Below are 24,036 nucleotides of genomic sequence, written 5' to 3'. Positions count from 1 at the left end.
TTATCCGTTGCGTTGTCCGCTGCCCTTGAGACCGGCGCTGCCCATGCCAGAGCCGCCGCGCAAGGGCCGCCCCGCCCCGCTGGCGGCGTCCCCCTTGAGGGGGAAGGCGCGAAGCGACTCAGGGGGGGCATTGACTATTGCACGCATGATCTTTTCCTGGGAGGCTTCGGCGGTGGGCATCTCGGCCACAAAGCGGCCCTCGTTCATCACGTAGATGCGGTCCGTGATGCCCAGCAGCTCGGGCATTTCGGAAGAGATCACGATCACGCACTTGCCCTCGGCCGCCAGCTGGGCGATGAGGGTGTAGATCTCGTACTTGGCGCCCACGTCGATGCCGCGCGTGGGCTCGTCGAGGATCAGCACCTCGGGGTTGGTGAAGAGCCATTTGCCCAGCACCACCTTCTGCTGGTTGCCGCCCGAAAGGTTCAGCGTCTTCTGGTCCACCCCCGAGCAGCGGATGCGCAGCTTCTCGCGGTAGTCCTGCGCCACCCGGTGCTCGCGGCCGCTGTCGATCACGGTGGCGAACGAAACGCCTTCCAGATGCGCCAGGGAGGTGTTGAACTGGATGTCTTCGTTCAGCACCAGGCCATTGCCCTTGCGGTCTTCGGTCACATAGGCCAGGCCGTGGCGCACGGCCTTTTCCACGGTGCCCACGTCGATGGCCTTGCCGTGCAGCCGCACCTCGCCGCTGATGCGCTGGCCCCAGGACCGGCCAAAGATGCTCATGGCCAGCTCGGTCCGGCCCGCGCCCATCAGTCCCGCAATACCGACGATCTCGCCGCGCCGCACGTTCAGGTCGATCCCCTTGAGGTGCTCGCGGTCGCCGTGCTGAGGGTGGTAGGCACGCCAGTCGCGCACTTCAAAAACGATGCCGCCGATCTGCGGCTGGCGCTGGGGGTAGCGATCGCTCATCTCGCGGCCCACCATGGCCTGGATCACGCGGTCCTCGCTCACCGGGCCTTCGCGGCAGTCCAGCATCTGCACGGTGCTGCCGTCGCGCAGCACGGTGATGGCATCGGCCACCCGCGAGATCTCGTTGAGCTTGTGCGAGATCAGGATGCAGGTGATGCCCTGGGCTTTCAGCTCCAGCAGCAGGTCCAGCAGGGCCTGGCTGTCGTTCTCGTTGAGGCTGGCAGTGGGCTCGTCCAGGATCAGCAGGCGCACCTTGCGCGACAGCGCCTTGGCAATCTCCACCAGCTGCTGCTTGCCCACGCCCAGCTGGCCCACCGGTGTGTCGGGCGACTCGCGCAGACCCACCTTGTGCAGCAGCGCCTGGGCGCGGCTGTGCGCGGCCATCCAGTCGATGACGCCGTGGCGCGCGGTCTCGTTGCCCAGGAAGATGTTTTCGGCGATCGAGAGCAGCGGTACCAGCGCCAGCTCCTGGTGAATGATGATGATGCCCAGGTGCTCGCTGTCGCGGATGCCGGAGAACTGACGCTCCTGCCCGTCGAACAGGATCTGACCGCTGTAGCTGCCGTGTGGGTAGACACCCGACAGCACCTTCATCAGCGTGGATTTGCCCGCCCCGTTTTCGCCGACGATGGCATGGATCTCCCCGGCCTGCACCTGCAGGTTGACCTGGTTCAGCGCCACCACCCCGGGGAAGGTTTTGCGGATGTCCCGCATTTCAAGAAGCATGGTCTCTCAGTCTTTTGGCGGGCTGCGGGCCCGTCCCGGTTGCATTCCGTCCGCTAGGCACCAGAGGTGCCAGGCGGACGGCGGCTCTACGTGCCGAAGCCTGGCATGCCTACTTGATTTGTGATTCCTTGTAGTACCCGCTGCCCACCAGCACCGCGTTCCAGTTGGAGGCATCCACCGACACGGGCTTGAGCAGGTACGAGGGCACCACCTTCACGCCGTTGTGGTAGGTCTTGGTGTCGTTGATCTCCGGCTGCTTGCCCGACAGCGTGGCGTCCACCATGTTGGCGGCCACCTTGGCCAGTTCGCGCGTGTCCTTGAACACGGTGGAGGACTGCTCGCCCTTCAGGATGGACTTGACCGATGGCACCTCGGCGTCCTGCCCGCTGACCACGGGGCAGGGCTGCTGGGCGGTGCAGTAGCCCACGCCCTTCAAGGACGACAGGATGCCGATGGACAGACCGTCGTAGGGGGAGAGCACGGCATGCACCTTGTCCTTGCCGTAGTAGGCCGACAGCAGGTTGTCCATGCGCGCCTGAGCGACCGAGCCGTCCCAGCGCAGCGTGCCCACCTTGTTCATGCCCGTCTGCTTGCTGCGCACCACCAGCTTGCCGCTGTCGATGTACGGTTGCAGCACGCTCATCGCGCCGTCGTAGAAGAAGAAGGCGTTGTTGTCGTCGGGCGAGCCGCCGAAGAGCTCGATGTTGAACGGGCCTTTGCCCTGCTTCAGGCCCAGCTTGTCCACGATGGACGTGGCCTGCAGCACACCGACCTGGAAGTTGTCGAACGTGGCGTAGTAGTCCACGTTCTTCGAGCCCTTGATCAGGCGGTCGTAGGCGATGACCTTCACGCCCTTGTCGGCCGCGTTCTGCAGCACGCGCGAGAGGGTGGTGCCGTCGATGGAGGCGATCACCAGCACCTTGGCGCCCTTGGTGATCATGTTCTCGATCTGCGCGAGCTGGTTCGGGATGTCGTCGTCGGCGTACTGCAGGTCGGTCTTGTAGCCGCGCTCCTTGAGCACCTTGACCATGTTGTCGCCATCTGCGATCCAGCGCGACGAGGACTTGGTGGGCATCGAGATGCCGATGCTGCCCTTGTCCTGGGCATGGACCAGTGGGGTCGCGCCCACGGCGGCCAGCGCCACGGTGGCCAGCACGGCCTTGAAAATTTCGCGCTTCATTTATCTGTCTCCAGGTTCTATGTTTTTTGATGTTGGCCTATGCCATGTCCGCTATCTGTGAAACTGGCGCGCCCCAGGCCAGTGCCGCCGCGCTGGCGCCTTCCCCTTGAGGGGGAAGGCGCGCAGCGACGCAGGGGGCATCAATATTTGCGCTTGGGGAACTCGGCGGCGGCCACTTCCATCGGGAAGATGCCTTCCTCGGTCACGATGCGCTTTTGCACCGCCTTGCCGGCCTTGATGTCCTTCACGGCCGTCATCAGCTGCGGGCCCAGCAGGGGGCTGCATTCCACGCTCACGTTGAGCTTGCCGGCGATCATGGCCTCGAAGGCGCCCTTGACCGCGTCGATGGAGATGATGGTGATGTCCTTGGCGGGCTTGAGGCCGGCTTCCTCGATGGCCTGGATCGCGCCGATGGCCATGTCGTCGTTGTGCGCGTAGAGCACGTTGATCTTCTTGCCCTCGGCCTTGAGGAAGGCTTCCATCACCTCCTTGCCCTTGGCGCGCGTGAAGTCACCGGTCTGCGAGCGCAGGATCTTGAACTTGGGGTCGGCCTTGACGATCTCCTCGAAGCCCTTCTTGCGGTCGATGGCCGGGGCCGAGCCCACGGTGCCCTGCAGTTCGACGATGTTGATGTCGCCCTTGTGGTCCTTCATCTTGTCCACCAGCCAGCGGCCGGCCTTGCGGCCTTCTTCCACGAAGTCCGAGCCCATGAAGGTCACGTACAGTGACTGGTCCTTGACGTTGACCGAGCGGTCGGTCAGCACCACCGGGATCTTGGCGGCCTTGGCTTCGCGCAGCACGTTCTCCCAGCCCGATTCGACCACGGGTGAGAAGGCGATCACGTCCACCTTCTGGGCGATGAAGGAGCGGATGGCCTTGATCTGGTTCTCCTGCTTTTGCTGGGCGTCGGAGAACTTGAGCTCGATGCCCGCCTCCTTGGCGGCGGACTTGATCGACTCGGTGTTGGCGGTGCGCCACTCGCTCTCGGCACCCACCTGGCTGAAGCCCAGCACGATGGGCTTCTGGGCCCAGGCGGCGCCCGGGAGCAGCCCGGCAACGGGGGCGCAGGCAAGGGCGGATACGAGGGTCCGGCGGTTCAGTTTCATCATTTGTCTCCTGTCTGTCTGTTGTTGACGCTGTTGTGGAATAAAGAAATGCACTGCGGGAAAGAAGGCGGGCGATTCAGGCGAGCATGTAGCCGGTCTTGACGGTGGTGTAGAACTCGGCGGCGTAGCGGCCCTGCTCGCGCGGGCCGTGGCTCGAATCCTTGCGCCCGCCGAAGGGCACGTGGAAGTCCACCCCCGCCGTGGGCAGGTTGACCATGGTCATGCCGACCACGGCATTGCGCTTGAAATGCATGGCGTGCTTGAGCGAGGTAGTGCAGATGCCCGCGCACAGGCCATAGGGCGTGTCGTTGGCGAGGGCCAGCGCATGCTCGTAGTCGTCGGCGCGCAGCACGCAGGCCACGGGGCCGAAGATCTCCTCGCGCGCAATGCGGTGCTCGGGCCTGGCCAGGAACAGCGCCGGGGCCATGTAGTGCCCAGGCGTGGCGCGTTCGAGCCGCTCGCCGCCCCAGACATGCTCGGCGCCCTCGCTGCGAGCGATCTCCACATAAGAGAGGTTCTGCTCCAGCTGGCCGGCATCGGCCACCGGGCCCATCTCGGTACCGCGCTCCAGCGCGTGGCCTACCTTGAGGGCCGTGAGCCGCTGGCGCAGCCGGTCCACGAAGGCATCGTGCACGCTGGCTTCGACGATCAGCCGGCTCGATGCCGTGCAGCGCTGGCCGGTGGAAAAGTACGAGCCCTGCAGCGCGCAGTCGATGGCCTGGTCCATGTCGGCATCGGCCAGCACCACCAGCGGGTTCTTGCCGCCCATCTCCAGCTGCACCTTGGCGCGGCGTGCCGTGGCCGACTTGAGGATACGGTCTCCGGTATCGACCGATCCCGTAAAGCTGATCGCATTCACCAGCGGGTGGTCCACCAGGGTCTGGCCGACCTCGCGGCCACTGCCCATGAGCAGGTTGAACACGCCGGCCGGCAGGCCGCAGCGGCTGATGATCTCGGCCAGGGCCCAGCCGCAGGCGGCCACCAGCTCGGCGGGCTTGAACACCACCGTGTTGCCATAGGCCAGGGCGGGGGCGATCTTCCAGGCCGGGATCGCGAACGGGAAGTTCCAGGGAGCGATGATGCCGACCACGCCCACGGGCTCGCGGGTCACGTCCACCTGCACGCCCTGGCGCACCGACGCCATGAGCTCGCCGGGGATGCGCAGCGCCTCGCCGGCAAAGAACTTGAAGATCTGGCCGGCGCGGGCCACCTCGGCCACGGCCTCGGGCAGGGTCTTGCCTTCCTCTCGGGCCAGCAGGGTGCCCAGTGCGTCCTTGCGCGCCAGCAGTTCGCTGCCGATCAGGTCGAGCACGTCGGCGCGGCGCTGGGGGCTGCTCTGGCTCCAGTGGGGCAGGGCGTCGGCGGCGGCGCGGATGGCGCGTTCGGTCTGGTTGCGGTCGGCCCGGGCGTATTCGGCCACCACCTCACGGGTGTCCGACGGGTTGGTGCTCACCCCGGTGGTGGTGCCGATCTCCCAGCGCCCATTGATGAGGTGCCGGGGGGTGAGCTGCTGTGTGTCGCCGAGTTTCATGGGGACCTGGGAAAGAACCTTGGTGCGGATGTGCGGCAAAGTCTAAGATCGATTTAGATATCAATCTAATAGTTTTTTTGACAAAATACATATACGTCCACGCATTCTGGAAAACCCCATGAGCACCTACAACCACTGGTTCATCCGCGCACGCCTGAAGACGCGCCAGCTGCTCTTGCTGGTGGCCCTGGCCGAGGAGGGCAACATCCACCGTGCGGCCCAGGTGCTCAGCATGACCCAGCCGGCGGCCTCCAAGCTGCTCAAGGACCTGGAGGATGTGCTGGAGGTTTCGCTGTTCGAGCGCCTGCCGCGCGGCATGCGCCCCACCTGGTATGGCGAGACCATGATCCGCCACGCGCGCATGGCGCTGGCCAGCCTGAACCAGGCCCATGTGGAGCTGGCGGCGCTCAAGACCGGGCACTTCGGCCAGGTGGGCATCGGGGCCATCACCTCGCCGGGCCTGAGCCTGCTGCCCGCCGCCGTGGCCCTGGTCAAGCAGGAGTACCCGAGCCTGCGCATCTCGCTCGATATCGAGACCAGCCCGGTGCTGATGGACCGGCTCGAGCAGGGCAAGCTCGACATCCTGGTGGGCCGGCTGTTCGAGGAGCACGACAAGGCCAACCTGCGCTACGAGCCGCTGAGCGAGGAACTGGTCTGCGCCATGACCCGCCCGGGCCACCCCCTGCTGGGTGTGCCGGGCCTGGCCCTGCGCGACGTGCTGGCCGCGGGCTGGATCGTGCCGCCCGCGGGCAGCGTGCTGCGGCACCGCTTCGACCTGATGTTCCAGCAGGAGGGGCTGGCGCCGCCGGTCAACGTGGTGGAGACCGCGGCCCTGCTGTTCATGACGCGCATGCTGCAGCAAAGCGACATGATCGCCGTGGTGGGGGCCGACGTGGCGCACTACTACGCATCGCACGGCATGGTGTCGATCCTGCCGCTGGCCATGCCCTGCCACATGGACGCCTTTGGCATCATCACCCGCAGCGACCGCCTGCTGTCGCCCGCCGCCAAGGTGATGATGAAGGCTCTCAAGCAGACCAGCCTGGTGCAGTACGGGCGCCGGCTGGAAGCGGGAGACTGAGCGTGCTTCCCTGTCGGAGCTTGTGCTTGTCGGTGCCGCTCGATACTGGCGCGGCATAGGCCAGGACCGCCGCGCAAGGGCCGCCCCGCCGCGCTGGCGGTGTCCCCCTTCCCGAATGGCGCAGCCATTCGAGAGAAGGGGGAAGGCGCGAAGCGACTCAGGGGGATGGTCCGAATCAAACCCAGCCGGCGTCGACCTTGAATTCCTGCGCGGTGCACATCGCGGCATCGTCGGACGCCAGGAACAGCACCATGCGCGCGATGTCGTGCGGGCGCAGCTTGTCGGGCAGGCACTGGTTGCGCGCCAGTTCCTTCTCGCCCTCGGCGTCGAGCCAGAGCTTGATCTGGCGCTCGGTCATCACCCAGCCGGGCGACACGGTGTTGATGCGGATGCGGTCCTGGCCCAGCGTGCGCGCCAGGCCCCGCGTGAGCCCGTTCACCGACGACTTGGCAATGGCATAGCAGGGGTAGCCTGCGCCCTTGCCCTGCCAGCCCGTGGAGCCCAGGTTGACCACCGAGCCCGCGCCCAGGCGGCGCATGCCGGGCACCACGGCCTGGATGGCGAAGAAGGCCGGGCGCTCGTTGATGGCCATGCGCTCGTCGTAGTAGTCAGGCGTGACCGATTCCAGCGTATGGCGGTCGTCGCTGGCCACGTTGTTCACCAGCACCGAGAAGTCGCTCAGGGTGGCAGCGGCCTGGGCAATGGCCGCCTGCAGCGCGGCGATGTCGCGCACGTCGCATACCTGCCACCAGGGGCGCGCGTGGCCTGCGTCGGCGATCTGCTGCGCCAGGGCTTCGCTGGCTTCGCGCGCCACGTCCACGAAGGCCACGCGCGCACCCTGTTCGGCGAACGCCGCGACGATGGCCGCGCCGATGCCGCTGCCCCCGCCCGTGACGAAGACCGATCGGCCTTGCAGGCTGGGAAATTGGGCGAGTGTGGCGGGCTGGGAGGGGGTATGGATATCAGTTGTCATTGCAATTTGTATATCGAAAAATTCCAAAAATAATCATTCCATGCATCAATTGACGTTGATAAGATGCCCGGCGTCAAGAGGCAGGCAGGTAAACAACAAACAGGAGACAAGCTTTGAGCAACCAGAATCCCATGGCAGCGGCCGCTGCGCCGTCGCGATTTCCCGTCCCCACCCTCACGGGGCCCCTGCGCTGCGTGGTCCAAGCCGATGCGCAGCTGGGGGAGGGGCTTGTATGGTCCGTGCGGGAGCAGGTGGTGTATTGGCTGGACATCCTGGGCTGCCGCCTGTACCGGCTGGACCCGGCCACGGGCGTGCAGAGGCAGTGGCGCTTCGACGAAGAGATCTCGGCCCTGGCCGAGCGCCGGGACGCGCCCGGCCTCATCATCACCCTGCGGCGCGGCTTCGCGCTGTTCGACCCGACCACCGACAGCGCCCCGCACTACCTGCACCAGCCCGCGGCCGAGCTGCCGGGCAACCGCTTCAATGACGGCAAGTGCGACGCGCAGGGCCGCTTCTGGGGCGGCAGCATGGACTTCGACTGCCAGCTGCCCACCGGCGCGCTCTACCGCTACGACCCCGACGGCCGCTGCGCGCGCCATGACGAGGGCTTTGTCGTGACTAACGGGCCCACCTGGGCCCTGGTGGAGGGCCGCCAGTGCCTGTACTTCAACGATACGCTCAGCTCCATCACCTGGCGCTACGATTTTGATGCCGCCGCCGGCACCGTGTCGCACAAGCAGGTGTGGAAACGATTCAGTGCCGAGGATGGCCTGCCCGACGGCATGACCACCGACGCCCTGGGCCGCCTCTGGATCGCCCACTGGGGCGGCCACTGCGTGACCTGCCACGACCCCGAGACGGCCGAGGAACTGGGCCGTGTGGTGCTGCCCGCGAGCCAGGTCACCACCTGCGCCTTTGGGGGCGCGGACCTGCGCACGCTGTTCATCACCACCGCGCGGGTCGGCCTCACGCCCGAGCAGCTCGCTGCACAGCCGCTGGCCGGCAGCGTGTTTGCCATCGAGATCGACAGCCCCGGCGTGCCCGCCCATCTGTTCGGTGGCTGACCTCCTTCATGAAAGCACGTGCATGAACGATTCCACCACCCACCCCATCACCTGGTTGAGCCACGCGGGCCAGCACCTGGGGCTGGTCCCCTCGCTGGGCGGCAGCGTGGCCGCCTGGCAGATCGACGACCCCCGGCAGCCCGGCGGCCGGATTGACCTCTGGCGCCCCTGGGACGGGGCCACGCCCGATCTGTACAAGATGGCCTCCTTCGCCATGGTGCCCTGGTCCAACCGCATCAGCGGCGGCGGCTTCACGCACGCCGGGCAGTTCCATCCCGTGCGGCCCAACCGCGCTGGCGAGCCGTACCCCATCCACGGCGATGGCTGGCTGCAGCCCTGGGAGATGACCCAGCCCGCGCCCGACACGCTGCAGATGACGCTGCGCTCGCAAGGCTTTGACGGCAACCCGTACGACTATGAGTGCGTGCAGACCTTTCGCCTCGTGGAGGGCGGCCTGGACCAGGGCGTGCTGGTGCAGCACCGTGGTGCCCAGCCGCTGCCCTATGGCCTGGGGCTGCACCCCTGGTTTCCGCGCACGCCGGGCACGCGCATCAGCGCGCCGGTGGGGGCCGTCTGGCTCAGCGGGGCCGACCCGCTGCCCACGGAGCTGACGGCCCGGTTCCCGCCAGGCTGGAACCTGAATGAAGGCATCTCCGCCCACGGCAGCCTGATCGACAACGCCTACACCGGCTGGGGCGGCACGGCGCGCATCGAATGGCCGGAGCGGGGGCTGCAGCTCACCGCGCACATGCCCGACTTCGCGCAGGATGGCGGCGCGGCGGGGCACTTCTGCCTCATCTACCGCCCGCCGCAGGGGCCCGCGTTCTGCTTCGAGCCCATCACCCAGCCCATTGACGCCTTTCACCAGCCTGGGCAGCCCGGCCTGCGCACGCTGGCACAGGGGCAGACGCTGGCGCTGAACGTGCAGTGGCGCCACGGCCGCCTGGATGGCTGAGAATCAACATGAAAAATGGCTCCAGCGCTTTTGGAGAAAGCGCTGGCAGCTATGAAATGTGGAGCACCTGGTGGCCTGGTCACAGCACCTTGAAGCCGTGCGTGCCATCGCGCCCCAGCTGCTCCACCAGGCCGAACTCCCAGTCCAGGTAGGCCTGCATGGCTTCGCGCGGGCTCTCGGTGCCTTCATAGGGGCGGCGGTAGCGGTCGATGCGGGGCGAGGCCAGGCGTGTCTCGCCATGTTCCAGCGGCAGGCCGGCCGCGATCCAGGCCAGGGTGCCGCCTTCGAGCACATGCACCGGGGCGCCCGTGAGGCGGGCCAGGTCCTGCGCGGCATAGCGGGCCAGCAGGCTGCTGCCGCAGGTGAGCACATAGCGCTGCGCGCGCGGGATGGACTGCACGGCCTGCGCGAGCTGTGAGCGGATCACGAACCACGCGCCGGGGATGTGGCGCAGCGTGTAGTTGGCGCTGGTGGTCAGGTCCAGCACGGCCGTGTGGTCGGCGCCGCCGTCTTGCAGCCAGGCCGCCAGCTGGGCGGGGGTGGCCCAGGCGATGGGGCCTTCGGGTTCGGGCACGGTGTTGGCCACGGCGCCGGTCTCGCTGAAATCCGCCGGCTGTGCGCCGTCGAGCACCCACACCTCCCAGCCCATCTGGGCCAGCCACGATGCACTCATGTTGGCGCGCACGCCATCGTCGTCCACCAGCACCAGGCGCGCGCCGCGCACGGCGGCCGTGTGGTCGGTCTCCTGCACCAGCTGGCCGCCGGGGGTGTTGCGAAAGCCGGGCAGGTGGCCGGCCGCGAACTCCTCGGGCGTGCGCACGTCCAGCAGGTAGGTGGTGCGGCCGGCCTCGGCCGCGAAGCGGGCCAGGTCTCCGGCCTGGGCGCGCTGCACGCGGGCCCGGTCGGCCACGTTGCGCGCCTGTTGCGGTGCCTGATTGCGGTCGATGTGCACGGCGGGGTCGAAGCGTCGGCTGGCGCCGCGTTCCAGCGTCTGCCCGGCCAGCAGCCAGCCGATGGTGCCGTTGCGCAGCGCGGCCACGGGGTTGGGGATGCCCGCGTTGACCAGCGACTGCGTGCCGATGATGCTGCGCGTGCGGCCCGCGCAGTTCACGATGATCTGCGTGGCCGGGTTGGGCGCGAGCGCCTGCGCGCGCAGCACCAGCTCGGCGCCGGGCACGCTCACGCCGGTGGGGATGTTCATGGTGTGGTACTCGTCGTAGCGGCGCGCGTCCAGTACCACCACGTCGGCCCGGGCGTCGATGAGCGCCTGCACTTCTTCAGCCGCCAGCGAGGGCGTGTGGCGCTCGGCCTCCACCAGCTCGCCGAAGGACTTGCTGGGCACGTTCACGTCGATGAACAGCTCGCCCCCGGCATCGCGCCAGCCCTGCAGGCCGCGCGCCAGCAGGGTCACACGGGTGTAGCCCAGCTGCTGGAGCGTGCGTGCCGCGGGTTCGGCCAGGCCCTCGCCATCGTCGTAGACCACGATGAGGGTGTCGCGGCGGGGAATGCGCGCGAAGGCCTCCAGCTCGATCTTGCTGGCCGGCAGGTTGGCGGCGAACAGCGGGTGGCCCTGGGCATAGGGGTCTTCCTCGCGCACGTCGAGCAGGGCGATTTCCTCGCGGGCGAGCAGGGCCTCGCGGACCTGGAGGACGGAAGTCTCTGGAATGGTGGAAGCAGTCATGGGGAAATCGTACGGGTCTTCGAAAACAGGTTCAGGCCGAGGGCGCCGGGTTGCGGGACAGGTCCCAGATGTTCGGAAGCGTCGCATTGCTGTAGCCCGAGATGAACGGCTTGGCCGTGCCGTCTTCCAGGTACACGCTGCGCTGCACGGCGCCGATGTTGGCGCCATACACGTGGATGCTGATGGAGGTCTGGCCCTCCCACGCATTGTTCACCCGGTGCACGTCGCCGATGGTGGGCGACACGGCATCGACATCGCCGGGCCGCAGCCGGTGCGGTGCGCCCTCTGGCGCCCAGCGCCCATCGGCGGTGCGGGCGAATGCCTGCGAATCTTCGGCGCCGCGCAGCATGCCGATCAGGCCCCACACCGTGTGGTCGTGGATGGGCGTGGCCTGGCCCGGGCCCCACACAAAGCTCACCACCGAGAAGCGGCCCAGCGCATCGGCATGCAGCAGGTACTGCTGGTAGCGGTCGGGGTTCGGCTGCGCAAACGCGGCCGGCAGCCAGTCGTCGTGGGCCACCAGGGCGCCCAGCAGGGCGCCGCCGCGCGCCAGCAATTCTGGCTCCGGCGGCGTACTTTCCACCAGCGCGGCCAGTTGCTGCACGAAGTGGCGCAGGCGGGCGGTGTCGGGCGCTGTGGACGTTGGTGTCGCGTGCGAGGCGGGCTGCGGCAGGACCGTGGAGGCGAGGGCATTCATGCGCTGTATTGCACCAGTGTCCGGCGCGGGGGTGTGTGGAATCTTTTGCATATGCATCTCCGTTTTTCTTCGTTCTCTTTTGGTGCCCGTTCGCATGCAATGCGGTCAGCGGGCTGCGGATGCGCGGCCATTTTGTCTTTTTCACACAAAAGGTGCAGGGCATGAACAACAAGGGTCAGATTCTGGGTGGGGGAGAAGCGCGCTGGTCGCGCCGGCAGTTGCTGCGGGCCACGGGCGCGGCCACGGTGGTGGGCGCCTCGGGCGTGGTGGGCAGCCACGTGCTGGCCGCCGGCAAGCTGCGCGAGGTGAAGCTGGCGTGGAACGCCAATGCCATCTGCCTGTCGGCCGCCCCGGTGGCGATCGAGCGTGGCATCTTCGAAAAGCACGGCCTCAAGGTCGAGCTGGTCAACTTCGCCGGTTCCACCGACCAGCTGCTGGAGACCATCGCCACCTCCAAGGCCGACGCCGGCCTGGGCATGGTGCACCGCTGGATCAAGCCGCTGGAGTCGGGCTTCGACGTGAAGCTGGTGGGCAGCTCGCACGGCGGCTGCTCGCGCCTGGTGGGCTACGAAGCGGCGGGCGTGACCAGCCTGCAAAAGCTCAAGGGCAAGACCATTGCCGTGTCGGACCTCAACAGCCCGGGCAAGAACTTCTTCTCGGTGCTGCTCACCAAGGCCGGCCTGAACCCCGAAAAGGACGTGACATGGCGCCAGTTCCCCGGCGACATGCTGGGCCTGGCCGTGGAAAAGGGCGAGGCCCAGGCCATTGCCGACGGCGACCCCAACCTGCTGCTGATCCAGCGCCGCACCAGGGGCCTGGTGGACCTGGCCTCCAACCTCTCGGGCGAGTACGCGGCCAAGACCTGCTGCGTGCTCGGCGTGAGCGGCGCCCTGGTACGCAACGACAAGGGCACGGCCGCGGCCCTCACGCGCGCCATCATCGAGGCCTCGGACTTCGTGGCCGACAACCCGAACGAGACGGCGCGCATCTTCAGCCCTTACTCCAAGGTGCCGCAGGACGACCTGCGCGCCGTGCTGGGCACGCTCACGCACCGCAGCCACCCCGTGGGCACGGCGCTGCGCCAGGAGATCGAGTTCTATGCGCGCGACTTCAAGCTGGTGGGGGTGCTCAAGCCCTCCACCGATCCCGCACGTTTCGCCGCCCATGTGCATGCCGACGTGCTGGCCTGAAGTGGCGCATTCCCTGAGTCGCTTCGCGCCTTCACCCCTCTCTCGCATTGCCGCGCAATGCGGGAGGAGGACGCCCCCAGCTCGGCGCTGCGGGGCGGCCCTAGCGCGGGCGCACTGGCTGTGGGCGCGCCAGTTTCACGGGTTGTGGGCGATGCGCATCGCCACACGAACTGACATTCACCGGAGTTTGCCATGAGCACCGTTGCCGACCATATCCTGCCAGCGCCCAATTCCGTGGCCGAGGCGCCCCGGGCGCGACGCCCCGCGGCGCCTCCCGCGAAGGTGGCCGCGCCCGCCGCATTCGGCGCGGCCCGGCCCATTCCCGCCTTCTGGCGGACGGGCCTGTTGGCCGCCGCCGCCTGGGCGGCGCTGGGCCTGCTGACCTACCTGTGGCCCAACAAGCCGGCAGGCTTCAGCGAGTGGGCATTCACCGAAGAATTCGCCATCGGTGCCGGTGCCGTGGCAGTGCTTCTGGCGGTGCTGGCGTTCGTTGCGGGCGCGCTGGGGCCCGTGGGCCACAAGGTGCGGCGGGCCGGCCCCTGGCTGGTGGCCATCGCCGCCGGCCTCACGGTGTGGGAGGTGTTCACCGCCAAGCTGGGCACCTTGCCGCCCCCGTTCTTCGCACCGCCGCAAAGCCTGGTGGAGGTCTACGCCACCGACTGGGCGCGCCTGCTGGAAAGCGCGGGCGCATCGGTCCGCCTGCTGGGGCTGGGCATCGCCATCGGCGCGGCGGCGGGTTTCACCACGGGCGTGCTCATCGGCTGGTCGCGCCAGGCCAGCTACTGGATCCACCCGGTGCTGCGCATCCTGGGTCCCGTGCCCACCACGGCGCTGCTGCCGGTGAGCTTTTATTTCTTTCCGTCGAGCTGGTCCACGGCCATCTTCCTGATCGCGCTGGGCACGGCCTTCCCGGTCGCCATCCTCACCTGGTCGGGCGTGGCGGGCGTGCACAAGAACTACTACGACGTGGCGCGCACCATGGGCGCGTCCCCCTGGTTCCTGGTGCTGCGCGTGGCCATCCCGGCGGCGCTGCCGCAGGTCTTCGTGGGCCTGTTCATGGGCCTGGGCGCGGCGTTCTCCACCCTCGTGGTGGCCGAGATGCTGGGCGTGAAGGCGGGCCTGGGCTGGTACCTGACCTGGGCCCAGGGCTGGGCGGCGTACCCCAACATGTACGCCGCGCTGATCGTGATGGCGCTGCTGTTCTCGGGCGTGATCACCTTGCTGTTCGTGCTGCGCGACCGGGTGCTGTCGTGGCAGAAGGGGGTGGTGAAATGGTGAGCACCGCGACCGCCTCTGAAGCGGGTGTGGGAGCCAAGGTCACCGGCGCACGCATCGACGTGCGCAATGTCAGCCACTGGTTCGACCTGCCCGCCGGCCCGCTGCACGTGATCGACGAGCTGGACCTGTCCATCGCCACCGGCGAGTTCGTGGCCCTGCTCGGGCCCAGCGGCTGCGGCAAGAGCACCTTGCTGCGCCTGGTGGCGGGGCTGGAGCCCGCGACCACGGGCGAGCTGCTGCAGGACGGCCAGCCCATCACCCAGCCCGACCCGTCGCGCATCGTGGTCTTCCAGGACCCCACGCTGTTTCCCTGGCGCACCGTGTGGGACAACGTGGCCCTGGGCCTGCAGGCGCGCGGCATCCTGCGCCAGCAGCGCCACCGGGTGGACGAAGCGCTGCGCCTGGTCGGCCTGCAGGACTTTGCCAAGGCCTTCCCGCACCAGCTGTCGGGCGGCATGGCGCAGCGCGTGGCATTGGCCCGTGCGTTGGTCAACGACCCGAGCCTCCTGGTGCTCGACGAGCCGCTGGGCAAGCTCGACTCGCTCACGCGCCTGACCATGCAGACCGAGCTCGTGGACCTGTGGCAGCGCACGGGTTTCTCGGCCCTGCTGGTCACGCACGATGTGGAAGAGGCGCTCTTCATGGCCCAGCGCGTGGTGGTGTTCTCCGACCGGCCCGCGCGCATCCAGCAGGTGCTGGTGAACGATTTGCCCTACCCGCGCCACCGCGGCGACCCGCGCCTTGCGGCCCTGCGCCACGAGGCCCTGGCGTTGCTGGGCCTGGGTGCGAGCTGGTAGGCCAGCGGGTTGTCGCCGGATCTGCTGAACGGCCTGCTCGAAGGCCTGCTCGCCGCGCAGCAGGGCCTGCGCGCGGTGCTGCATGCGCTGGGCCTGGCGCCGGAAGTCCATGGCCAGCCCGCATGGCCGTGGGGGCACCGCATCGCGGCCGAGATGCTGGCGGTGGACGCGGGCCACGCGCGGCAGGTGCTGCTGTCCCTGCTGTGCGCGGGGGCCGCGCTGCTGGCCCTGGCGGTGTCGCTGCCCTTCCAGCGCGCGCGCCCGTGGCTGATCGCCTTGGCGGTCGCATTGCTGGTGTTTGCCCCCTGGCCCCAGGCGCACCTGCTGCTCGCGCCCGCCGTGCCCACCAGCCTGCACCAGTCGCCCACCCGTTTCGCTGCCGGGGGCATCGTGCGCGGCCAGGCTGTCTACCAGCAGCACTGCGTGCGCTGCCACGGCGCCGATGGCCGGGGCGAAGGCCCCGATGCCCCGCAGCTGGCCCAGTGGCCGCCCAACCTGAACGGCGCGCTGCTGTGGAAGCGGCTCGACGGCGAGCTGTTCTGGCGTGTGCGCGAAGGCATGCACAACCGCGCCGGCGTGCAGACCATGCCGGGCGTGGGCAGCGCGCTGCGCGACGAAGAGATCTGGGACGTGCTGGACTACCTGCAGGCCCATGCCGCAGGGCAGATGCTGCGCGAGGCCGGAACCTGGGACCGGCCCGTGCGCCTGCCCGGCATGGCCGTGGAGTGCCGCCATGGCCGGGCCCGCCAGAGCCGGGACCTGGTGGGCCAGCGCGTGCGTGTGGCCGTGGCGGGCCCGGGCGTGCCGCTGGTGGCCGATGACCCGCGCCTGGTCACCCTGGTGGCGGGCGCCTTGCCGGCGGGCGCCGATGCCGAGTGCCAGCCGCAGGGCGATCCGCAGCACAAAAGCGCCGTGGAGCAGGCGCTGGCCCTGGTGCTGGGCGTGTCTGCCGCCGAACTGCCGGGCTACCAGCTGATCGTGGACCGCGCGGGCTGGCTGCGTGCGCGGGGCCAGCCCGGCAAGGCCGCGTGGTCCGAGGACGACCTGGTCTGCCGGGCCACCGCCGCGCCCGCGCCGCCGGTCGGGGCCGCCACGGCGCCGGTGGATGGCCTGCAGGCGCTCATACGCCGCATGGACGCCGAGCCGGTGCGCCTTGTGCGAGGAGGCTTTCCCCACTGAGCACCGGGCCTTGGGCCGCCGTGGGGCCAGGGCCCGGAAAATGAATGAAAACGGCTTGTAGCGCCGTTGGACAAGCGCTGATAGCTATCAATGAGATAGCGTTTCGCCCCGGCCTCGGTGGCTCACACTCCCGGCTGGACCAGGTTGATGAGATTGCCGCACGTGTCCTCGAACAGCACCGCCTTGATGGGCCCCATGGCCAGGGGTGTGCCACGGAACGCCACGCCCCGCTCCGAAAGCCTGCGGAACTCCGCATCGATGTCATGGGTCATGAACGCGGTGGCCGGAATGCCCGCCTCGAACAAGGCCTTCTGGTAGACCCGCGCGGGCGCGAAGGCCATGGGCTCCAGCACCAGCTCGACGCCCGTGGCGCCTTCCGGCGATGTCACGGTGAGCCAGCGGAAGGTGCCCATGGGAATGTCATGCTTCTTCTCGAAGCCAAGGACCGTGGTGTAGAAGTGCAGGGCGTGGTCCTGGTCTTCGACGAACAGGCTGGAGAGCGTGATTTGCATGGGTTCTTCCTCGCGGTTTTCGTGGGGGGAGGGGCTGCCGGGCCGGAACCTCCCTGGATTCCGGCGGCCTGTGGGCCGGATTCTCCACGGTACGGCTTCGCGCCGCCACCGCGCCACCCGAAGCACAAAAGCCCGCGGGGGCGGGCTTTGTACACGGAATGGCGGGCCACGGGCGGCGAGAAAGCTAGGGCTTCTCTATGTATCCCGGCTCGGCGGCTTCGTCCGCGGGCTCCTTGGGCGCTTCGGGTTCGACCACCTGGCCCACGGCCGCGCCGCCGAGGGCGCCGGCGATGGCGCCTGCCGTGCCGCCCACGAATACGCCCACGGGCCCGGCCACCGCCACGCCCACGGCCGCGCCGGCGGCGGCTCCGGCCATCATGCCGCCCCCCATCAGGGCGGATTTGGACTCGCGCTCGGATTCACTCGGGCTCAGGGTATGTTGTGCGGCGGGGTCGGGGTCCTGCGAGGGGACGCCGTGGCCGGGCACGGCCTGTGCGGCCAGGTCGGGGTCGATGGGTTTTTCCTCGGCCACGGGATTCGAGAGGGTGTTCATGGGGCTCTCCTTGTCGTGTTGCGGGCAGGCGAGCAATGTCACTCGCTGCATTCATTCTTGGACGGGGCGGGCGCGCTGCCCGCCATCCAAGGAATCGGCCGCCTGTCGGACAAATGCCCGTGGCGCGGGCCTGCTTGACGGTGGTCAAGGAGCGGGCGGCCCCGGGGCCGGCCCGTGGCGCAAGGGTGCGAACGCACGGCGGCCGCGCCGCAGCCAGGGTTTGGGTATGAAAAGTGCCGCTGCCGACCATCCATCCAGCGGTAGTTGCTATAAAAGGAGAAGCGTTGGCGAGAAACGGCCGGCCGCCGCTACATCGGCTCCAGCCGCGCCCTCTTCATCATGGTTTCCGTGAATGCGATTTCCTTGCCGAAAGCGCGTGTGAAGGCCTCGCTGTCCTGCACGAAGACCTGGCCGCCCTGTTCTTCCAGCGCGCTCACGACGGCGGGCTGCCTGAGCGCGGCATCGAGGGCGGCGCGCACGCGCGCGACGATGGCGTCGGGCGTGCCGGTGGGCACCGAGACACCGCCCCACGACGTCAGCTCCACGCCGGGCACCTGCAGCTCCGCCAGCGTGGGCACGCCCGGCAGCTTGGGGTTGCGCCGGGGGCCGGTCACGGCCAGGGCCCGCAATTTGCCAGCCTGGATGTTGGCGTACGCCACGGAGGTGATGGGGGCGCCGAAAGTCACCTGCTGGCCCATCACGGCATTCACGATCTCCGAGGCGCCCTTGTAGGGCACGTGGGTGGCTTCGGCCTGGGCCACGCTCAGCAGCATCTCCACCCCCAGGTGCGACGGGGTGCCGATGCCGCCCGACGCGTAGTCGATCTTGCCCGGCTGGGCGCGCATGCGGGTGAGCAGCTGCTCCAGCGTGCGGATGTCGGAGCTCGCGTGCACGATCACCGTGGTGTCGGAACTGGTGAGCCCGATCACGTGGCGGAAGTCCTTGAGCACGTCATACCCGGGCGCCTTGTACATGCGCATGCTGGCCGCCATGGGCGAGCCCGAGTAGATCCAGGTGTAGCCGTCCGGCGCGGCCTTGGCCACCTGCCGCGCGCCCAGGTTGCCGCCCACGCCGCCACGGTTCTCGATGACCACGGGCTGGCCCAGTTCCTTGGACACGGCCTCGGCCACGATGCGGGCCGTGGTGTCGGGCCCCGTGCCGGCCAGATAGGGCACCACCCACTTGATGGCGCGGCTGGGCCAGGGGGCGGAGGCCAGGGCGGGCGGGCCCGCCAGCAGCGGCAGCAGGCTGGCGGCCAGCAGGGCGCGGCGGCGCGGGGAGGATGGGGAATGGGTTGTCATGTCTTGTCTCCTTGTGATTGTCGGGTGGGTGCGCGCGCGCACTGGGGCACCGTTGTGGCGGTATGGTGGACCCGAGCAACTGGCCTGGCCCGGGCCGGGGCCTGCGCGCCGCAGCGGCGGCGCAGCCGCTCAGGGGGCTGCCAGCAATTCCTTGGCGATGGTGTTGCGCTGGATCTCGCTCGTGCCCGTGAGCACCCGGTACATGCGCAGCATGCGGAACAGGAATTCCACGCGCCGGCCCTGCACGATGCCTTCGCCGCCGTGGATCTGCACCGCGCGGTCGGCAATGCGGAACGCCGCTTCCGAGCAGAACAGCTTGGCCATCGCTGCCTGCGCGCGCGGATCGCCGCCCGCGTCGATCTGCCGGGCGGTGGCCAGCATCAGCCCGCGCGCGGCGGCCCAGTCGGTCGCCATGTCGGCCAGCATGTGCTGAATGGCCTGGAACTGCCCGATGGCGCGGCCGAACTGCTGGCGCTGCTGCGCGTAGTCGCGCGCATCGCGCAGCGCCACCTGGGCCAGGCCCAGCATGGCGGGGCAGTGCAGCAGCCGGTTCACGGTGATGCGGCCCAGCGCCAGCGCCAGGCCCCGGCCCGGCTCGCCGATGAGGTGGGTGGCCGGCACGCGCGCGCCGTCCAGGGCGATGTTGCCCGTGCTCGTCTGGCCCGCCATGGTCTTGTAGCCCGCCTGCACGCGCACGCCGGGCGCATGCAGGTCCACGAAGAACGCGGACACCTCGCGCTGCGCCGGATCGGTGGCGGTGGAGGCCATCAGCACCGCATAGTCGGCAAAGGGCGAGCCCGAGATGAAGCGCTTCTCGCCGGTGAGCACGTAGTGGTCGCCATCCTTCACGGCGCGGGTCTGCACGTTGCCCGCATCCGAGCCCGCCTCGGCCTCGGTCAGCGCAAAGCAGATCGCCATGTCGGCCTGCGCCACGGGCAGGATGAAGTTCTGCAGCTGGAACGGCGTGGCGACGCGCGCCAGCGCGCCCACGCGCGGCGGGCCGCTCAGCTCGCCGAACACATGCGGCGCGAAGGGCGAGCCGCTGGCATAGATCGCTTCCTTCACGAGCACATGGTCCAGCACCGACAGGCCCAGGCCGCCCATCTGCGGAGGCAGCGTCATGCCGTAGAAGCCCAGCGCGTGCGAACGTTTCCACACCTGGCGCAGCAGCGCCTTGCCGGGGCTGTTCTCGTGGTCGATGCCATGCTCGCGCGCCAGCGCGGCCAGCTCGCCGTGCAGGTACTCGTTGATGCGGGTGATCAGCTCGGCCGCCTGCGGCGAGCCTTCGAACGGCACGCCCGGAAACAGTGGCGCGGGGATGGGGGAGGTGATGTCGTGGTTGTTCATGTCGAGATTCCTTGTCGGTTGTGGTGCCGACTGGATATGGAAACTGGCGCGGCCCGGTGCCGCGGACGCGGGGCGAGGGCCGCCTCTGGCGGACGCGCCAGGGCGCGCGGCGCCTCGGGGGGATGCCGCTCTCTAGTTCACCATGCGGCCCCGGCCTTCCCAGTAGGGGGCCTGCACCGCGCGGCGCATGACCTTGCCGTTGGGGTTCTTGGGCAGCGTGGGCACGAACTCGATGCGCCGGGGCCGCTTGAAGCCACCCAGGTGCTGCGCGCAGAAGGCGTCGATGGCGGCGCTGACCTCGTCGCCCGCCGTGTGGCCGGGCTTGAGCACCACGTGCGCGGCCACGGCCTCGCCCCACTTGTCGTCGGGCACGGCGAACACGCAGGCATCGGCGATCGCGTCGTGCTGGTACAGCACGGCTTCCACCTCGGAGGGGTACACGTTGAAGCCGCCGCTGATCACCATGTCCTTCTTGCGGTCCACGATGTAGACAAAGCCTTCGTCGTCCATGCGGGCCAGGTCGCCCGTGTGGTACGCACCGTCCTTGAGCACCTCGGCCGTGAGCTCGGGCGCGCGCCAGTAGCCCGCGAAGACGTCGTCGCCGCGCACCACGATCTCGCCGATCTCGCCCGTGGCCACGGGCCGGCCGTCGTCGCCCAGGATCTGCACGTCGCATTCCAGGAACGGCCGCCCGCACGATGCCAGGCGCTCGGGCCGCGCGGCGCGGGCAAACAGATGGTCTTCCACCGACAGGCCACAGACACCCGAGGTCGTCTCGCCTGCGCCATAGCCTTGCTGCAGGATGGGCCCGAACACATCCATGGCCTTCAGGATGCGCGCGGGCGCCATGGGGGCGGCGCCATAGCCCAGGCGCAGCAGGTCCGGCAGGGGGCGGTACTGGCCCTCCAGCTCGGCCAGCAGCATGTTGATCATGGTGGGCACCATGAAGGTGTGCGTCACGCGGTCGGCGCGCATGTCGGCGATGAAGCGCGCGGGCTCGAAGCCGTTGAACAGGCGGATGGTCACGCCCTGGCACAGCGCGGGCACGATCTGCATGCCCGATGCGTGCGTGATCGGCCCCACCAGCCCCAGGATGTGCCCGGGCTGCTGTCCGTCCGAGCGCATGAGGAACTTGCGCAGCTGCGCCAGCCGGTTGCCAAAGGTCTGCATGGCCGCCTTGAGCACGCCCGACGAGCCCGAGGTGTAGTGCAGCACGGCCACCTCGTGCTCGTGCACCTGCACGGGACCGAAGGCATCGCTGGCCTGCGCCAGTGCGGCCTCGTAGCTTGCGGCACCTGCGCCATCGAGCAGCAGCAGGCGAGGCATGCCGCCCTGCAGTGCCTGCTCCACGTGCGGGCGGATGGCCTCGGCCCGCTCGGCTGTGGTGACGATGAGGGCGGCATCGCAGTTGGCCGCCACGGCGCCCACTTCGGCGGGCGACAGACGGGCGTTGAAGGGTGCCTTGACGAGCCCGGCCTTGTAGCAGGCGATCTCGATCTCGACGATTTCCACGCAGTTGGGCAGGTAGATGCCCACGCGGTCGCCGCGCGCCAGGCCCAAGCCGAGCAGGGCGTTGGCCAGGCGGTTGGAGCGCTGCTCCAGCTCGGCATAGGTGACGCTGCGCGCGGGGCTCTTCACGGCCACGCGCCGGGCGTGCGTCCGGGCGCTCCTGGCGACAAGCGCGCCCACGTTGGCGACCGCGCGGGGAGGGAGGGGGGAGGGGGTGGTAATGGCTGTCTCCTGAAACACCGGCCCCGTCGAGCGCGGGGCATGGGGCCACTGTTCCAGAAGACGGGGGTATCAGGGAAATACCGATTGCTGATGGGGAGGTATCAGATGAATTGATGGCCTTGCTGCCGGCCACCACCCTGGGAACACTATTTCGCCTTGGCGCGGGCGGCGGGCTTTCTGCCGGCGGGCCTGGCGGCATTGAGCTCCACCGCAGCGCGGATGAGCGCCTTGAAGGCATCGGCATCCACCTCATCGCCTTCATGGATGTCGATGGCCCGCCGCGCGTTGCCGTCCAGGCTGGCGTTGAAGAGCCGGGCCGGGTCGGGCAGCGAGGCCCCCTTGAGAAAGGTGAGCTTCACCGCCGCCTTGTAGCTCTCGCCGGTGCACAGGATGCCGCCCAGCGACCACACGGGCGTGCCCATCCACTTCCATTCCTCCACCACGCCGGGCGCGGCCTCGTGGATGAGCTGGCGCATGCGGGCCAGCGCGCGGCCGCGCCAGTCGGCGAGGTCGGCGATGCGCTGGTCGATGAGGGTGGAGGCGGGCAGGGTGGATGGGGCTGGTTTGGATGCCATGGGGTGGGTCTCATTGACGAGATGGATGCCTTGCTGTGCACGCGAGGCGAATGGCTACGTGCACCGACTGCCCTGGGCAAGTGCGTCACTGCGATTTGCTAAAGACTTCTTTAATCGTCCCAAAAACGTACTCATGCATCCAGGAGTTTCCACCGCTGGAGATTAAGTCGTCGTCCTCGTTCTGAAAGGTCAGTACAGGGCAGACTTCGTCGTTGCCGAAACTTGCGTCTCTGCTGCCATCCAGGATGACCGCCAGAGAAAACGATATGTTCTCAACCAGCTTTCGTGTCAAGGCTGGGTCAAGCTTTTCGGCCTCCAGTTCGGCCTTGACCGATTCAATCAACGCCCCGATGAGGGTTCGCTGCATCTCATCGTAAACACGACTGTCCGTAGTGAGTTTCATAGCTTTGGTTTTCCAGATGAATTCAGTCAGGAGTCATTGACACCGAGTTGGGTATTTTGTGTAGTCCATTGATCCTCACACCACCGCCTCCCACTTCCCCGACACCACCAGTTCCAGCACCACCGCGATCAGCGCCTCCATCACCACCTGCATCACGCCGTCCACCTCGCGGTCGGCGGTGGTGGCCAGGGTATAGCTGCGCGCCAGCTCGGGGTTGACCACGCGGGCCACCATCCAGTCGGGCCCGGCGGCAGGCGCGTCGCCCAGCGCGCAGGCGGGCGTGAAGGTGAAGCCGCCCCCGCACGCGTACAGCGACCGAATCACGCGGGCGGAGTCGTGTTCGTGGGCGATGTTCAGGGCCACGCCGCGCGCGGCGGCGGCTTCTTCCACCCGCTGGCGGATGGAGTAGCGGCGCGACTGCAGCACCAGGGGCTGCGCGGCGGCGTCGGCGAAGTCGATGGTGGGGCGCGCGGTGGCGGCCGCCGCGCCCGCAACGGTGCCGGTAGTGGCGGCGATGGCGTTGGCACCCGGTGGCTTGCGCAGCAGCGCCCGCACGGCGCCGCCGGGGTCGTGCCCGCAAAAATACATGGCCTCGCGCACCAGCGGGCGGCAGTGCAGGCCCTCCACCTGCGCCGCGTCCACCAGGATGCCGATGTCCGCGCGGCGGTCGAGCATCGCCTTTTTCACCATCAGGCTCAGGTCGTCCAGGACAAAGACGCGGATGCGTGGGTGCGACTCCTTCAGGTGCGCCAGCAGCGGGCCCATGATCAGCGACGAGAGCAGGAACGGCACCGCGATCGTCACCGAGCCCTCGGGCCCCTGCGGCAGGCGCTGGATGCGCTCGCGCATCGCGGCGGCGTCGCTCAGCAGGCGGCGGGCGTCTTCGTACAGCTGCTGCCCGGCGGGCGTGGGCGTGACGCCGGCGTGCGAGCGCTCGAACAGCCGCGCGCCCAGCTCGCCCTCGAGCTTCTTGATCTGCGCGGTGAGCGCGGGCTGGGCGATGTACAGCGTGCCCGCCGCGCGCGAGAGGCTGCCGGCTTCCAGCACGGCGATGAAGTAGCGGAGCGCGCGCAGGTCCATGGGGCAGGGCGGAATCTGGGGGAGGAAGGAGGGTGGTCGGCGGATGAATCGCACGCAACTCTAACCTGCCCGCCACCCCGGGCCGGGGGTATGCGGAGGGCGAGTTTGCAAACGCGTTTTTCTTCGTTGAGGCGCGGGCTCCGCGCGCGGATCATGCCCTTCAACCCCATCCCCCAACCGCTTA

General features: G+C 68.7%; 22 protein-coding genes. 7 read left to right on the top strand and 15 right to left on the bottom strand.

Translation table 11 applies throughout. The features are described from left to right. The 4 genes from mmsA to AC07OD_RS07865 form a co-directional block, all read right to left on the bottom strand. Window positions 1-1,638 (bottom strand): multiple monosaccharide ABC transporter ATP-binding protein, encoded by a 1,638-nt coding sequence (gene mmsA, locus AC07OD_RS07880; protein ID WP_494595990.1) that lies wholly within the window; start codon window positions 1,636-1,638, stop codon window positions 1-3. Between the two features lie 109 nt (window positions 1,639-1,747). Continuing rightward, a complete protein-coding gene (gene chvE, locus AC07OD_RS07875; protein WP_494595988.1) occupies window positions 1,748-2,818 on the bottom strand; it encodes a multiple monosaccharide ABC transporter substrate-binding protein in 1,071 nt (356 codons plus the stop codon). Between the two features lie 140 nt (window positions 2,819-2,958). After that, entirely contained in the window at window positions 2,959-3,924 is a 966-nt protein-coding gene (locus AC07OD_RS07870; protein WP_218341018.1) for an ABC transporter substrate-binding protein, read from the bottom strand. Window positions 3,925-4,000: 76 nt separating this feature from the next. Then, a complete protein-coding gene (locus AC07OD_RS07865; protein ID WP_494595986.1) occupies window positions 4,001-5,455 on the bottom strand; it encodes an aldehyde dehydrogenase family protein in 1,455 nt (484 codons plus the stop codon). A 118-nt stretch (window positions 5,456-5,573) separates the two neighbouring features. On the opposite strand from AC07OD_RS07865, the gene AC07OD_RS07860 reads away from it, so the two are divergent. Next, on the top strand, window positions 5,574-6,536 hold the full coding sequence (locus AC07OD_RS07860; protein WP_494595984.1) for a LysR substrate-binding domain-containing protein: 963 nt from the start codon (window positions 5,574-5,576) through the stop codon (window positions 6,534-6,536). A 175-nt stretch (window positions 6,537-6,711) separates the two neighbouring features. Here the strand turns inward: AC07OD_RS07860 and AC07OD_RS07855 are convergent, their stop codons facing one another. Then, window positions 6,712-7,509: an SDR family NAD(P)-dependent oxidoreductase gene (locus tag AC07OD_RS07855; protein WP_492804833.1), complete on the bottom strand. Its 798-nt coding sequence runs from the start codon at window positions 7,507-7,509 to the stop codon at window positions 6,712-6,714. Between the two features lie 131 nt (window positions 7,510-7,640). Between AC07OD_RS07855 and AC07OD_RS07850 the strand changes: the two genes are divergently transcribed. Both AC07OD_RS07850 and AC07OD_RS07845 read left to right on the top strand, forming a co-directional pair. Further along, entirely contained in the window at window positions 7,641-8,573 is a 933-nt protein-coding gene (locus AC07OD_RS07850; protein ID WP_494596053.1) for an SMP-30/gluconolactonase/LRE family protein, read from the top strand. Window positions 8,574-8,595: 22 nt separating this feature from the next. Next, the gene (locus tag AC07OD_RS07845; protein WP_494595981.1) at window positions 8,596-9,528 is read left to right on the top strand and encodes an aldose 1-epimerase; all 933 of its coding nucleotides are present in this window, start codon (window positions 8,596-8,598) and stop codon (window positions 9,526-9,528) included. A 79-nt stretch (window positions 9,529-9,607) separates the two neighbouring features. On the opposite strand, the gene AC07OD_RS07840 is transcribed toward AC07OD_RS07845, so the two are convergent. Together AC07OD_RS07840 and AC07OD_RS07835 are read right to left on the bottom strand one after the other, a co-directional pair. Beyond that, window positions 9,608-11,209, bottom strand: a complete 1,602-nt coding sequence (locus tag AC07OD_RS07840) for a rhodanese homology domain-containing protein (RefSeq protein WP_494595979.1) — start codon at window positions 11,207-11,209, stop codon at window positions 9,608-9,610. Between the two features lie 31 nt (window positions 11,210-11,240). After that, a complete protein-coding gene (locus AC07OD_RS07835) occupies window positions 11,241-11,906 on the bottom strand; it encodes a cysteine dioxygenase family protein (RefSeq protein WP_218341023.1) in 666 nt (221 codons plus the stop codon). A gap of 161 nt (window positions 11,907-12,067) precedes the next feature. Here AC07OD_RS07835 and AC07OD_RS07830 point away from each other — a divergent pair, with 161 nt between their 5' ends. From AC07OD_RS07830 to AC07OD_RS07815, 4 genes are all read left to right on the top strand, one after another. Continuing rightward, window positions 12,068-13,096 (top strand): ABC transporter substrate-binding protein, encoded by a 1,029-nt coding sequence (locus AC07OD_RS07830; RefSeq protein ID WP_218341024.1) that lies wholly within the window; start codon window positions 12,068-12,070, stop codon window positions 13,094-13,096. 192 nt (window positions 13,097-13,288) lie between these two features. Then, the gene (locus tag AC07OD_RS07825; RefSeq protein ID WP_494595976.1) at window positions 13,289-14,374 is read left to right on the top strand and encodes an ABC transporter permease; all 1,086 of its coding nucleotides are present in this window, start codon (window positions 13,289-13,291) and stop codon (window positions 14,372-14,374) included. Continuing rightward, window positions 14,368-15,171: an ABC transporter ATP-binding protein gene (locus tag AC07OD_RS07820; RefSeq protein ID WP_494595974.1), complete on the top strand. Its 804-nt coding sequence runs from the start codon at window positions 14,368-14,370 to the stop codon at window positions 15,169-15,171. The genes AC07OD_RS07825 and AC07OD_RS07820 overlap by 7 nt, the downstream gene beginning before the upstream one ends. 9 nt (window positions 15,172-15,180) lie before the next feature. Further along, window positions 15,181-16,350 carry a c-type cytochrome gene (locus AC07OD_RS07815; protein ID WP_494595972.1) on the top strand — a complete coding sequence of 390 codons (1,170 nt, stop codon included), beginning with the start codon at window positions 15,181-15,183 and terminating at the stop codon, window positions 16,348-16,350. A 122-nt stretch (window positions 16,351-16,472) separates the two neighbouring features. On the opposite strand, the gene AC07OD_RS07810 is transcribed toward AC07OD_RS07815, so the two are convergent. The 8 genes from AC07OD_RS07810 to AC07OD_RS07775 form a co-directional block, all read right to left on the bottom strand. Continuing rightward, a complete protein-coding gene (locus AC07OD_RS07810) occupies window positions 16,473-16,862 on the bottom strand; it encodes a VOC family protein (protein WP_494595970.1) in 390 nt (129 codons plus the stop codon). Window positions 16,863-17,046: 184 nt separating this feature from the next. Next, complete coding sequence (locus AC07OD_RS07805; protein ID WP_218294645.1) at window positions 17,047-17,415, bottom strand: hypothetical protein; 369 nt, start codon at window positions 17,413-17,415, stop codon at window positions 17,047-17,049. A gap of 308 nt (window positions 17,416-17,723) precedes the next feature. Continuing rightward, window positions 17,724-18,716: a Bug family tripartite tricarboxylate transporter substrate binding protein gene (locus tag AC07OD_RS07800; RefSeq protein WP_494595968.1), complete on the bottom strand. Its 993-nt coding sequence runs from the start codon at window positions 18,714-18,716 to the stop codon at window positions 17,724-17,726. Window positions 18,717-18,845: 129 nt separating this feature from the next. Further along, a complete protein-coding gene (locus AC07OD_RS07795; protein ID WP_218294647.1) occupies window positions 18,846-20,063 on the bottom strand; it encodes an acyl-CoA dehydrogenase family protein in 1,218 nt (405 codons plus the stop codon). A 132-nt stretch (window positions 20,064-20,195) separates the two neighbouring features. Beyond that, window positions 20,196-21,812, bottom strand: coding sequence for an AMP-binding protein (locus tag AC07OD_RS07790; protein ID WP_494595966.1), 1,617 nt, complete (start codon window positions 21,810-21,812; stop codon window positions 20,196-20,198). Between the two features lie 128 nt (window positions 21,813-21,940). Continuing rightward, complete coding sequence (locus tag AC07OD_RS07785) at window positions 21,941-22,369, bottom strand: DUF1801 domain-containing protein (RefSeq protein WP_494595965.1); 429 nt, start codon at window positions 22,367-22,369, stop codon at window positions 21,941-21,943. A gap of 85 nt (window positions 22,370-22,454) precedes the next feature. Next, entirely contained in the window at window positions 22,455-22,772 is a 318-nt protein-coding gene (locus AC07OD_RS07780) for a hypothetical protein (RefSeq protein ID WP_494595963.1), read from the bottom strand. 75 nt (window positions 22,773-22,847) lie between these two features. Continuing rightward, complete coding sequence (locus AC07OD_RS07775; protein WP_494595962.1) at window positions 22,848-23,852, bottom strand: LysR family transcriptional regulator; 1,005 nt, start codon at window positions 23,850-23,852, stop codon at window positions 22,848-22,850. Window positions 23,853-24,036 lie beyond the last annotated feature (184 nt).

It is taken from the genome of Acidovorax sp. GW821-FHT10E03 (genome assembly GCF_059415205.1).
Note: the sequence above shows the minus strand (reverse complement) of the source record. Positions and strands in the feature narration are given on the sequence as shown.